This is a genomic window from Chryseobacterium sp. KCF3-3 (assembly GCF_045865955.1).
Classification (GTDB): Bacteria; Bacteroidota; Bacteroidia; order Flavobacteriales; family Weeksellaceae; genus Chryseobacterium.
Window position 1 is genome coordinate 519164 of the sequence record NZ_AP035792.1, and the last position, 13321, is coordinate 532484.

Annotated in this window: 11 protein-coding genes; 6 read left to right on the plus strand and 5 right to left on the minus strand. The window is 35.7% G+C overall.

Going from position 1 to position 13321, the window contains the following annotated elements; genetic code table 11:
* Positions 1-5: 5 nt before the first annotated feature.
* Positions 6-1256, minus strand: coding sequence for a dicarboxylate/amino acid:cation symporter (locus tag ACKTTZ_RS02370; protein ID WP_110367164.1), 1251 nt, complete (start codon positions 1254-1256; stop codon positions 6-8).
* Between the two features lie 220 nt (positions 1257-1476).
* On the opposite strand from ACKTTZ_RS02370, the gene ACKTTZ_RS02375 reads away from it, so the two are divergent.
* The 4 genes from ACKTTZ_RS02375 (at position 1477) to ACKTTZ_RS02390 (ending at position 7393) form a co-directional block, all read left to right on the plus strand.
* On the plus strand, positions 1477-1965 hold the full coding sequence (locus tag ACKTTZ_RS02375; RefSeq protein WP_034699230.1) for a BON domain-containing protein: 489 nt from the start codon (positions 1477-1479) through the stop codon (positions 1963-1965).
* A gap of 6 nt (positions 1966-1971) precedes the next feature.
* Positions 1972-2391: an SH3 domain-containing protein gene (locus ACKTTZ_RS02380; RefSeq protein ID WP_034699227.1), complete on the plus strand. Its 420-nt coding sequence runs from the start codon at positions 1972-1974 to the stop codon at positions 2389-2391.
* A gap of 96 nt (positions 2392-2487) precedes the next feature.
* Positions 2488-5256 carry a TonB-dependent receptor gene (locus tag ACKTTZ_RS02385; protein ID WP_034699413.1) on the plus strand — a complete coding sequence of 923 codons (2769 nt, stop codon included), beginning with the start codon at positions 2488-2490 and terminating at the stop codon, positions 5254-5256.
* Positions 5257-5533: 277 nt separating this feature from the next.
* Positions 5534-7393, plus strand: coding sequence for a CocE/NonD family hydrolase (locus tag ACKTTZ_RS02390; protein WP_034699224.1), 1860 nt, complete (start codon positions 5534-5536; stop codon positions 7391-7393).
* Between the two features lie 228 nt (positions 7394-7621).
* On the opposite strand, the gene ACKTTZ_RS02395 is transcribed toward ACKTTZ_RS02390, so the two are convergent.
* The 3 genes from ACKTTZ_RS02395 to speB form a co-directional block, all read right to left on the minus strand.
* On the minus strand, positions 7622-8230 hold the full coding sequence (locus ACKTTZ_RS02395) for an alpha-ketoglutarate-dependent dioxygenase AlkB family protein (protein WP_407849127.1): 609 nt from the start codon (positions 8228-8230) through the stop codon (positions 7622-7624).
* A 793-nt stretch (positions 8231-9023) separates the two neighbouring features.
* Positions 9024-9866 (minus strand): methylated-DNA--[protein]-cysteine S-methyltransferase, encoded by an 843-nt coding sequence (locus tag ACKTTZ_RS02400; RefSeq protein ID WP_081906521.1) that lies wholly within the window; start codon positions 9864-9866, stop codon positions 9024-9026.
* Positions 9867-9936: 70 nt separating this feature from the next.
* Positions 9937-10794: an agmatinase gene (speB, locus tag ACKTTZ_RS02405; protein WP_034699217.1), complete on the minus strand. Its 858-nt coding sequence runs from the start codon at positions 10792-10794 to the stop codon at positions 9937-9939.
* 38 nt (positions 10795-10832) lie between these two features.
* Between speB and ACKTTZ_RS02410 the strand changes: the two genes are divergently transcribed.
* On the plus strand, positions 10833-10955 hold the full coding sequence (locus ACKTTZ_RS02410; RefSeq protein WP_301287985.1) for a hypothetical protein: 123 nt from the start codon (positions 10833-10835) through the stop codon (positions 10953-10955).
* A gap of 50 nt (positions 10956-11005) precedes the next feature.
* Positions 11006-11665, plus strand: a complete 660-nt coding sequence (locus tag ACKTTZ_RS02415; protein WP_034699215.1) for an HAD family phosphatase — start codon at positions 11006-11008, stop codon at positions 11663-11665.
* 195 nt (positions 11666-11860) lie between these two features.
* Here ACKTTZ_RS02415 and ACKTTZ_RS02420 read toward each other — a convergent pair whose 3' ends face one another.
* Positions 11861-13255, minus strand: coding sequence for a decarboxylase (locus ACKTTZ_RS02420; protein WP_034699213.1), 1395 nt, complete (start codon positions 13253-13255; stop codon positions 11861-11863).
* Positions 13256-13321: the final 66 nt, after the last annotated feature.

Genomic DNA, 13321 nt, shown 5'->3' on the forward strand with positions numbered 1-13321 from the left:
AATATTTAAATTTTGTCTAATGGTTCAGTTAACTGCCCTTCCCATTTTGAAACTGCTGTGGTTGCCAGCGTATTTCCAAGTACGTTTGTCATACTTCTACCCATATCACAGAAATGGTCAATTGGTAAAATTAAAGCAATACCTTCCGGCGGAATACCAAACATTGAACATGTTGCCACAATAATTACCAGAGAAGCTCTCGGAACTCCTGCAATTCCTTTTGAAGTAAGCATTAATACCAAAAGCATGGTGATCTGCTGCCCCAGAGTCATTTCGATTCCGTAGATCTGAGCAATAAAGATTGAAGCAAATGTCATGTACATCATACTTCCATCCAGGTTGAATGAATATCCTAATGGTAAAATAAAAGATACTACTCTGCTGTTACACCCGAATTTTTCTAGTTCTTCAACCAATTTAGGGAATACTGCTTCTGAACTTGTAGTAGAGAAAGCGATCAGCAAAGGTTCTTTAATTCTTTTTAAAAGATCAAAAAGACGGTTTCCTAAGATGAAATATCCTACCAGTAAAAGCACCAGCCAAAGAACTGCTATGGCAAAGAAGAAGTCTCTCAAATAAATAGCATATACTTTAAAGATTTCAAAACCATTGGTGGCCACTACCGCTGCAATAGCTCCCAGTACTCCCAGCGGAGCAAACCACATGATATACCCTACCATTTTAAGAATAGCATGAGCAATAATATCAAATAGTTTCACAACTGGTTTAGCATATTCTTCTCCCAGATTAGCCAAGGCAACTCCAAACATCACCGCAAATACAACAATCTGCAATACTTCATTGGTAGCGAAGGCTTCAAATAAACTTTTAGGAATCATATGCTTTACGAAGTCTTCCATGGAAAAACTTTTGCTGCTTTTAAGAAGCTCATCAGCAGAAGCAACGTCCTGAATCGGTAATTTTGTAACATGTCCCGGTTCCAGCCAGTTAACAAGGATCAACCCGATAAAAAGGGAAATCAGAGAAGCGGAAATAAACCAAAGCATTGCTTTTGTTCCTACTCTCCCGATCATTTTGATATCACTCATTTTGGCAATTCCCACTACTAATGTCGTAAAAACCAATGGAGCAATAATCATCTGTACCAATCTGATAAAAACCGTTCCCAACAGTTTTATGTTTTTAGAAAATGGTTCTGCACTATCCGGATAGCTTACGTGTACAATACCTCCAATTCCTACTCCCAGAAGAAGTGCAATGATAATTGCTATAAAAAGTTTATTCTGTCCTTTCATATATATAGTTCAATTTGCGCAAATATAATGGTTTTTCAATTGGCAGAAGATTTTCTTCTATAGAGATGAATTTTCCATTAAGTTTTTAATCCCCAAAAATTAAAACCCTGGTTTAGAAAATATTGTAAAAAAATTAAGAAACATTTATTGAATTTTTATTCTTTTGGTACAAATTTTATTATTACATTTGAGTGTATAACAACATTAATAAATATACAATATGAAAAAAACTATTGCAATGGCTGCATTAGCTGTAGCTGTATCTTTCGGTGCTATTTCTTGTAAAAAGAAAGTTTCTGATGCCGACCTTCAGACTCAGGCTACAACTATAGTAACTTCTAATCCCAATGCTTCTGTTGAAGTAAAAGAAGGTGTAGCTCACTTAAGCGGTACTTTCGCAGATCAACAGTCTAAAGACGCAATGATTGCCAAATTAAAAGCAATCAGCGGAGTAAAAGATGTAATGGATATGTCTACTATAGCTGCTCCTGCACCTGCAGCACCAGTGGAAACGGCTTCTGCTGTAGATCCTGCTGTTCAGAAAAAAGTTCAGGATGCGGTGAAGGATTTCCCTTCTGTAAAAGTAGAAGTTGTAAACGGACAGCTTACTCTTACAGGAAATGTTTCTGCCTTACAGGCTAGAAAAATCAAAGAATCTGTAGATGCTTTGAAAATCGGAAAGTATAACAACAACCTAATCGTAAAATAATTTAAGATGAGCGAATTACAAGATAAATATTCAAGCGTAGTTTCAGCGGCACAGTCTGCAGGGATCTCCAATCTTCAGGTTCAGGAGCAGGACGGAATTCTTTATGTTTCCGGAAGTGCTTCCAATACTGCGGCTAAAGATGCTGTATGGAATGCTTTAGGAGCTATTGATTCTACTTATTCTGCTTCAGATATCAATATTGATGTACAGGTTGCAGGTCTGGCTTCAGGTGCTTCTTTAACAGTGGCTACTGAAGAATCTAATCTTAACATCAGACAGGAACCATCTACTGAAGCTGCCGTTGTAGGTAAAGCTGCGAAAGGTTCTTCTGTAACTCTTATTGAGCAAACTTCTGATGACTGGTGGAAAGTAAAAAATGCTGACGGCCAGGAAGGATATGCTTACTCAAGATATTTAAGAGCATAATTTTTATTAAAAAATAATAAATTTTCACAAAAAAAGCATAGAAACATCCCAACTTTGGGATGTTTTTATATTTTTACGGCTCTGAAAAAAAAACTAATGAAGAAAACTCTGTTGCTATTGACTTTGATGTTCACAGTCATTATTCTGCACGCCCAAAAACTACACATTGACGGAAAAATATCCGATTCTGAAAAGAAAGCGATAGAAAATGCCACCGTCTATCTTTTGAAACAAAAAGATTCATCCATTATCAATTATACGGCAACCAATAGAGAAGGGAAATTCTCGCTGAAGATTGATGATATGAAAGAACCTTCCCTTCTGAAAATTGATGCTGATAAATTAACTTCTTATTCGAAAAAATTTGAGAAAATAGATCAGTCTCTGTCTCTTGGAGATATCCAGCTTGAGAAACAAGGTATTGTAAATAATATTGATGAAGTAAAAATCACCGTTTCTCCGGTAAAAATTAAAAAAGATACTATTGAATTTAGTGCAGCCGCTATCAAAGTACGACCTGACAGTAAAATTGAAGAGCTTCTGAAGCAGATTCCTGGTGTAGAAATCAGCAATGAAGGAAAGATTACCGTGAATGGCAAAGAAGTAGACCAGATTATGATTAATGGTAAACCTTTCTTTGATAAAGACGGTAAAATTGCTCTTCAGAATTTACCTGCAGATATTATCAAAAATATTCAGTTTACGACCACCAAAACAAAAGAAGAAGAGCTTAGCGGAAAAACAGCCAAATCTCAGAATACCACCATCAACTTTAATATTGATGAAAAGAAAAATAAAGGTTTGCTAACCAGACTTACGGTCGGCTATGGATCAGATAAGCGATATGAAGCAAGCGGACTGGCGAGTTATTTTAAAGGGGATACGAAAATAAGTTTATTGGCATCTTCGAATAACATCAATTCACAGGGATTTTCCAGAGATGAGGTTTTTGATAGTATGGGAAATGGCCGGAATGCCTGGATGATGCAGGGAGGATCTGTCTCAACAGTAGGAAATGTGACTTACTATAACCAGGGAGGTGGCACGAAAGGAATTCAAAGGTCTACAACAATTGGATTAAACTACAGTGACAAGCTGGGAAAAGATGCCGATCTGGATTCCTTCAGTCTTATGCATTCTGATTCCAATATGGAGACAAGGTCTAAAGTTTCAAGATCTACTCTACTCCCTACTTACACGCTTCAGACCAATTCTGAAAGCAATGGAGAAAATGAATCCAAACAATACAGCTTTGATACTTCAGCTAAAATCAAACTGGATTCTATGACAAGTATCTACCTTTCTCCAAGGTTTACGAAAAACAGCAGTTTTAATTTTAATAATTCACGTTCATCTACTTTAAATAATGGTAAACTTGTAAATGAAAGTAATGCTTACTCAAGTAATGATTCGGAAAGCAATTCATTTAATCCATACCTCTATTTTTCAAGAAAATTCAAGAAAAAAGGCCGTTCGGTTTCCGCCAATATGAACAGTTCCATATCAGAATCCAGAAGAGATAATCTGAATCAGTCTCAAAATACGTTCTACCAAACTAATGGAACAACAACAGACAACAGGGATCAATTAGCCAAAAATAAAAATCAGAACAGCAGTTTCAATTTCAATGCCGGATATACAGAACCTATTTCAGATTCGTCAAGTGTAAGTTTTGAAGTGAAATATGAAACCCGATCTACCAGAGATTTGAGAAATGTAAATGATTTTGATAATACGACAGGAGATTATACTAAATTCAATCAGCTTTTATCCAATAATATGAAGCAAAGAATCAATCAGATCTCTCCTGAGTTGACTTACCAGCTTAGCAAAAAGAAACTGAATTTCTGGGCTTCCATGAATCTTGACATTTCGGATATGAAAGTAAATTCAATCTATAACGGTCAGCAATATGACCTGCAGAAAAATTTTGTACTACCCCAATATAATGTGAACCTTTACTACCAAATGTCTGAAGGAAAGACTTTAAACTTTTACAACTATTCCAACTTCACCATTCCGACAGCAGAACAACTGACTCCTTATAAAGATGAATCCAATCCTTTAATTACCTATCAGGGAAACCCTAATTTGAAAAATACCTGGACCAACAATTTTTATGTCTATTTCAATAATTATAATAAAGTGAAAGAGTTAAGCTACTATTTCAATATTGGTTTTACGTACAGAAATAATGATATCATCAATTTTTCCACCTATGATAATGCAGGAAAACAGGTGATCACTTATGACAACGTAAGCGGAAATAAAAGCATCAATGCAGGCGGAGGTTTCAGTAAAGTATTGAAATGGAAGAACAATAAACTTATTATCAATCCAAGATTAACCATGAATTATGCTTACAATAATGGTTTCATTGATGGACAATCTTTTACCAGCAATTCTTACAATCTAAACCCAGGTCTTAATCTTACCTATGAAATTAAGGATAAAATGACGATTAAGCCCTCTTACAGACTTGGATATAGCTTCTCCAATTATACCAATTACAATGTTACCAATGTAAATACAGCGAATCAGTCATTAAAACTTGAACTGACGAATTATATGCTTAAAGGCAGATTGGTGTTTGGAAACGATTTTGAATACAATACCAATTCCAATATTGCTCCTGGCTTTAAAAAGGATTTCTACTTCTGGAATACCAGCCTTGGATATTCATTCTACAAAAAACAGTTCACAGCAAAAGTAAAGGTGTATGACGTTTTAAATCAGAATCAAAGTGTGAGAAGAACCATCACAGATTCTTACTTCGAAGACCGTGAAGACCTTATCCTGAAACGATACATCATGTTCTCCATCAGCATGAAACTGAATAAGTTTGCAGGTAAAAAAATGCAATAAAGCAACACCATACTTTTATATATATTTTTGATAATGGCCGGATCTTTCCGGCTATTTCTATGAGTAACCTGAGATTCAACCCTGAACTCCATTACAACTGAAGACGTAATATTCCCCTCCTCCGGAGGAGTGGCGAAAATTCAAAGAATTTTTGACGGGGTGGTTTACAACGAAATATTATCATACTCATCCAGATAAATACTGACAACAACAACCTTTTAAACAAGATTTATTAATAAACCTGTTTTTATTTTTAAATTAGCGGTAAATTTTTTTTATGAAAATCCATATTTCAGTATTATGTATTCTTTTTTTCATTCTTGGAAAAGCTCAGAAAACGGAACAGAAAGATAATTTCGTTAAAGACAATTTCACCAAGAAAGAATTTTATATTCCCATGCGTGATGGAGTGAAGCTTTTCACAGCCGTATATATCCCGAAAGATATATCCAACAAAAGCAAATATCCATTTCTGATGCAGAGAACCTGTTACAGCATTGCTCCTTACGGAGAGAATGAATATAAAACTAAAGTAGGTCCCAATACCTATCTTATGAAAGACAAATATATTTTCGTATATCAGGATGTGCGCGGAAGATATATGAGTGAAGGTACTTTTACCAATATGACTCCGCAGGTAGAACGCAAAACCAAAAAAGATGTGGATGAAAGTACGGATACTTATGATACCATCGAATGGCTTTTAAAAAACATCAAAGACAACAATGGTAAAGTAGGTCAATTCGGAACATCATACCCAGGATTTTATACTGCTGTAGGAACTTTGTCACAGCATCCGGCTTTGGTAGCTTCTTCGCCTCAGGCTCCTATTTCTGATTTCTGGAATGACGACTTCCTTCACAACGGAAGATTTATGCTGGGCTATTTCAGAACATTTCCGGTTTTTGGAGTTCAAAAAACACAGCCGGAAAAACAGGCATGGTATATGGATTCTTTCATCAAGCAAACTTCTGAAGACGGTCTGAAGTTCTACAGAGATATGGGAACACTGAAAGATGGATATGAAAAATATTACAAGAATAATTTCTTCATGACAGAAATTATGAATCATACCAACTACGATGAATTCTGGCAGAAAAGAGGGCTTCTTCCTCACTTAAAAAATATCAACCATGCTGTAATGACAGTGGGTGGATGGTTTGATGCAGAAGATCTTTCCGGACCATTGAATATTTATAAAACCATTGAAAAGACAAGCCCTAAAGCCAAAAACACCATCGTAATGGGACCTTTCTCCCATGGCGGCTGGTCTCAGGAGCAGGGAAAACATTTCCACAGCGAAACGTATTTTGGAGATAGTATTGCCACTTACTACCAGAAAAATATTGAAACCAGATTCTTTAATCATTATCTGAAAGGCAATACCAAAGAAGACGCAGGACTTCCTGAAGCATTGATGTATGACACCGGAGCTAAAGAATGGAAGGAATTCGCCTCTTACCCACCTAAAAATGCTCAGAAAGTGAATTTCTATCTGGCTGATAAAACCCTGAAAAAATCATCAGGACAAGGCTATTCCGAATACTACAGTGATCCAAACAATCCTGTTTTAAGCTCAGATCATTTAAAAGATTTCAATGGCTTCACTCCAAAAAATTATATGTCGGAAGACCAGAGATTTGCAGTAGGAAGACCAGATGTTTTAACATTCACGACAGATGTATTAACTGATGATATTACATTTGCCGGAGAGATCATGGCTAAACTGAATATTGCATCCACGTCCACAGATGCTGATTTTGCAGTAAAATTAATTGATGTTTACCCTGAAGATTTCAAACCTGCAGAAAAGAAAGACGGAGTAATCTACGGCAACTACCACCAGATGGTAAGAAGTGAGATCATGCCTGCAAGATTCAGAAATACCAAAGAAAAGGGTGAGGCTTTGGTTCCTAACCAGAAAACAGCTGTTAATTTCAGGCTTCAGGATGTGGTTCATACGTTCAAAAAAGGACACAAAATCCAGATTCAGATCAGCAGTACATGGTTCCCGCTTTTTGCGATCAACCCACAGAAATTTATGGATAATCCGAATTTTGCCAATAAAGAGGATTACACCAAAGCATTTATCAAAGTATATGATGACAGCTCTATTGAAGCTGAAATTTTAAAATAAATTGAAAAAGCTGTTCGTTTGAACAGCTTTTTTGTTTTTGAGAGCTTAAAGTTTATTTTAGGTTTTGGCTAAAGCCTGATGATTTTGTTCTTTTTTTAAGTGGGCTAAAGCCCACTTCTATTGATGGAGATGATCTGGTTAAAGAAAGTTCATTTCCCACTGATCACACAGATTTTCACAGATGATTGGAGTAAAGATAGTATGAGTGGCTTAACGTTCTAGATTTCTCTATTCTTCAATGCTTCTGAAAGTCAGATTTACTCTTGGTGTTTTCACTTTTGTAGTGGGAGGAAGCCTGTGAAGCCAGTTGTCCTGAGTGGTTCCCTTCATAATTAATAAGCTTCCGTTTTCGAGGAATACTTCTGCCTTTTCTTTGGTTGTTTTATGTTTGAATAGAAACTTTCTTTCCGCTCCAAAGGTTAGAGAGGCAATAGCTCCGTGTTTCTTCAGATCTGTTTCGCCATCGCTGTGATAAGCCATTCCCTCACTTCCGTCGTGGTATAAATTGAGGAGACAAGAATTGTAGGTTTCTCCCGAAACTTCTTCACATTTCTTCTTCAATTCCAATAGCTCCGGAGTCCAGAATTTGGCATATTTTGTTCGTTTCGAATAGGTATATTCAAAAGCTTTCTCTCCAAACCAGGCTACTTTCCTTTTGGTTAAAATAAGTTTTCCAAAGATCAGTGCTTCATCATTTTCCCACGGAATTTGGTTGAGCAGATAGTCATAGTAAAAATCTGATTTTTCTTTTGAGAAAACCTTTCCGTAATAATGAACGGTTCCGCCGTGAGGAAGGATATTGAGAGGATAATCGGAAATTTCTTTGAAGAGACTCATCATAGTTTTTTTAATTAAATGCTTTTATATTTAAACACAAATAACACCAATGTTTTTCACTACTGACACAAATTTTTATATCGAACTTGTTTAAACTTTTTTGAAACATTAAGATTGCATTAAGGGGTTTAGAGTATTAAGATGAGCTTCGCTTTAAGCTTAAAAATCAGAATGATTTATCTTAATTATGCTTTAGTGCTTAAATCCTTCTTAATGGTTTAAGAAATATCCAATATTTTTTGATAAGTTTAAACAACTCCATCAATAGAAACGGACTTTAGTCAAAAACTTAAATTTAATATTTTTCAACCCCAAAAGTCACAAATGATACTTTCATTAAACACAAATAACACCAATGTTTTTCACTACTGACACAAATTTTTATATCGAACTTGTTTAAACTTTTTTGAAACATTAAGATTGCATTAAGGGGTTTAGAGTATTAAGATGAGCTTCGCTTTAAGCTTAAAAATCAGAATGATTTATCTTAATTATGCTTTAGTGCTTAAATCCTTCTTAATGGTTTAAGAAATATCCAATATTTTTTGATAAGTTTAAACAACTCCATCAATAGAAACGGACTTTAGTCAAAAACTTAAATTTAATATTTTTCAACTCCAAAAGTCACAAATGATACTTTCATTAAACACAAATAACACCAATGTTTTTCACTACTGACACAAATTTTTATATCAATAGGAACGGACTTTAGTCCGTTTATTAAAATGCTTCAACAATCCATTGGCTTTAGCCAAAACTTAATAATTGTAGAATCCTTTTGTGGTAAAATATTTTACGAGTAAATATGCGATCCTTCCCAACCTACAATCAGCTGTTTCCTATCACTTCCCCAGCGATAGCCACCGAGATGCCCTGTAGACTGAATCACGCGGTGACATGGGATAAGAAATGCAACCGGATTACTTCCTATAGCCGTTCCAACAGCTCTGGATGCTTTAGGGTTTCCAATTTTTTCTGCCAGGCTGCCATAAGTAGACAATTTTCCCATGGGAATAGTCAATAGGCTTTCCCATACTTTCAGCTGGAAATCGGTTCCTTTTAAGTGTAATTTTATTGTGTTGAGTTTTGTCCAGTCTTTATCGAATATAGACAGTGCATTCTTTTGAAGAGCATCCTGTTTTTCAATAAAAGAAGCATTAGGGAACTTTTGTTTCAGTTCCCCGAATGCTTTTTCTTTATCGTCTTCAAAAGCCATATAGCAGATTCCTTTTTCTGTAGAAGCTACTAAGATATTTCCGAAAGGGCTTTCAGAAAAACTGTAATGAATACTGAGGCTTTTTCCTCCGTTTTTATATTCTGCCGGAGACATTCCTTCAATCTTTACAAACAGGTCATGAAGCCTGCTGGTACTGGAAAATCCTGTCTCATAAGCAGTATCAAACAAACTTGCTTTTTCTTCCTTCAATAAATTTTTAGCATGTTCAAGACTGATGAACTGTAAAAATTTTTTCGGACTTGTTCCTGCCCAATCTGTAAAGATCTTCTGAAAATGAGCCGGACTCAAGTGAATATTCTCTGCCACTTCCTCCAAACTTGGCTGAAGCCTGAAATTGCTCTGGATATATTCTATCGCTTTGGCAATTCTGTTATAATCTATCTGACTTTGTGTGGACATCATATTATTGTTTTTACCTCACAAATTTCCAAAGAATATACGGCAGAAAAAATCCGATTCTTGCGGAATATTAGTTGTTGTTATAAATATCGTAGTAAGCAAGCATTTTGTAATATAACTTCGCAGATAAGAAAGCGGTTGGCTTAGCCATTGGAGAATCCATTAATTCTACAATATCAAATGCCACTACGTTACATTTTTCAAATACTTTTCTTAGTAATTCCAGCGTTGGGTACCATTGTAACCCACCTGGCTCAGGAGTTCCTGTAGATGGTGCAATAGAAGGATCGAAAGCATCTAAATCAATTGTGATATACACATTTCCTGATACTTTTTCCAATACATCATTGATCCAGTTTTCGTTGTTTGCGATTTCGTGAGCGAAAAATACTCTTCCTTCCGGTAAATATTCAACTTCTTCAACATCCATAGAACGGATTCCCACCTGTACTAAGTTATGCTTCTGATTCGCCTCAAAAACTGCACATGCATGGTTGGAAGTAGAACCGTGGAACTCAGGACGTAAGTCTGTGTGAGCATCAAACTGAAGAACAGTAAGGTTTTCGAACTTCTCTCCTACCGCACGGATAGAACCGATAGAAACAGAGTGCTCTCCCCCAAAAAGAGTAAATAATTTACCATCATTATTCAAAAGTTCTTTTGTTTTCTGATAAACTGCTTCTGTCATTGCTTCCGGTGAAGAATTTTCAGAAACTTCTCCTGCTAAGTAAACTCCCTGTAGATAAGGTTCTGTTTGAGTTTCAATATCGTAAAGCTCCATGTTTTCAGAAGCGTTTAAGAATAATTCCGGACCTTTATCAGCTCCTTTACCCCATGTTGAAGTTCCATCGTAAGGAACAGTTACCAACATTACTTTCGAATTCTCTAACGTTGCGTTTTCCTCGGGAATTCCTGCGTATGTTCTCATGCTTTATTTAAAAATTTTAATGTTTTAAAATTGAAATATTGACCACAAAGATACGAAGAGTTTATGAGTTGGAGAGTAAGAGTGTAGGAGAGTTTATAGGTATCAGACTTTCTCTTTACGACCTTTTATCTGCTACCTGTCACCTGCAACCTATCATCTAATCCCTTTCCACTCTCAACTCAAATAGCTATTTTTGTACAAAACTCATTATATGCCTTTAAAAGCTGTTCTTTTCGATATGGATGGTGTAATTGTAGATACAGAACCATTGCATAGAAAAGCTTATTTCAAAACGTTTGATGAATTGGAAATTGCCGTTTCCGAAGAACTGTACACCTCTTTTACCGGAGCATCAACCAAAAGAGTCTCTGAAACTTTGATTAATGAATTTAATTTAAATCAGACTTATGAAGACATTGCAGGAATCAAAAGATCTCATTTCAAAGATTATTTTTATAATGATGATGAGTTTGACTTAATTCCCGGAGTAAGAAAACTGATCGAGCATTATCACGAAAATGGAATCAAGCTGATTCTGGCTTCTTCTGCTACAATGGTAACTATCAATATGGTTTTTGAAAAATTCGGACTGGAGCAATATTTCAGTGGAAAAATCAGCGGCGCCGATTTAAAAGAATCAAAACCTCATCCTGAAGTTTTCTTACTGGCGGCAGAAATGTCAGGAGAACCCGTTGAAAACTGTATGGTGATTGAGGATTCTACCAACGGAATTCTGGCAGCTCACAGAGCAAAAATTTTCTGTGCCGCATACAGAAGTCCGCATTCTAAAAATCAGGATTACACGTTGGCAGACACTGTGGTTTCTGATTATGAAGATCTGGAACTGGATAAAATTTCAACTTATTTTTAAAATAGAAAAGCTCTCAGAATCTGAGAGCTTTTGTTTTGTATATACTTTGTCATCTGAACGAAGTGAAGATTCTTAACTTGACTTAACTCTTAATCAAAAAACTTAATGGTTAAATTGTAAAACATTAAGATTCATTCAGTGGTTAAGATTATTAAGGTGAGATTGCTTTGTCACTTTCGTTCCTCGCAATGACTCTTATTTATAACCAAGAAGTTTCAAGATATCTTCAGGTTCCTGTTTCTCACGGAAAATTTCGTATTGCAATTCACCGTTTTCATCTTTCTGAATCAGGACGTGTCTCGGCTGAGGCATCAGACAGTGGTGTACTCCACCGTATCCTCCGATAGTTTCCTGATATGCTCCGGTGTGGAAAAATCCGATGTACAGAGGTTTTGTATCACTGAAGACCGGTAAATAAATTGCGTTGGTATGCTGTTCTGAATTATAATAATCATCCGAGTCACAAGTCAGTCCTCCAAGGAATACTCTCTCATACGTATCTTCCCAACGGTTAAGTGGAAGCATAATAAAGTGTCTTGAGATTGCCCAGGTATCAGGAAGAGTGGTCATGAAAGAAGAATCAATCATATTCCATTTTTCTCTGTCGTTCTGACGTTTCTGAGAAATAATTTTGTAAAGGTTCGCTCCACTTTCTCCTACGGTAAAGCTTCCGAACTCAGTATAGATATTAGGTTCTTCTACTCCTTCCTCTTCACAGAATTTCTTGATCTGAGAAACGATTTCTTCTACCATATACTGATAGTCATAGTCAAAGTTCAAAGAAGTTTTGATTGGGAAACCACCTCCGATGTTCAATGAATCTACTTCAGGAGCAATTTTCTTCAAACGTGCGTATACACGAAGACATTTGTACAATTCGTTCCAGTAGTAAGAAGTATCTTTAATCCCGGTATTGATGAAGAAGTGAAGCATTTTCAATCTTGCATTCGGGTGTTCTGCGATCTTCTGACTATAGTAAGGAATGATATCTTTATATCCGATTCCTAGTCTTGAGGTATAGAATTCGAACTTCGGTTCTTCCTCTGATGCAATTCTGATTCCGATATTAAAGGTAGAATCGATGCTTTCCGTAAGTTTATCCAATTCTCTGTAATTGTCAAGAATCGGAGTAATATTTTCAAAACCACTGTTGATCATATCTGAAATTTTTGTCAGATAATCATCCGTTTTGAAACCATTACAGATTACTTCAATGTTTTTATCTACCTTCTCTTTTTCGTAAAGAGATTTTACAATATCCATATCATAAGCAGAAGATGTTTCTATCGAAATATCATTCTTTAAAGCTTCTTCCAATACGAAATTGAAATGACTGGATTTTGTGCAATAGCAATAGGTATAATTCTTTTTATATTCGGTTTTCTCAAAAGCTTCTTTAAACCAGCCTTTCGCTTTCTGAATATTTTGAGAAATTCTCGGCAGGTAGCTAATCTTTAGCGGAGTGCCAAATTGTTCAACCACATCCATCAATGGAATATCGTGAAACAACAAATTGTTCTCAGAAACATTAAATTCCTCCGTAGGAAAATATAATGTCTGATCAATAAGTTCCGAGTACTTTATTTTCATTTCTAAACAAGTGAATTAAGAAATGCAAAATTGCTAAAAAAGTTTCATTTTTAGGTGTTAAAATTA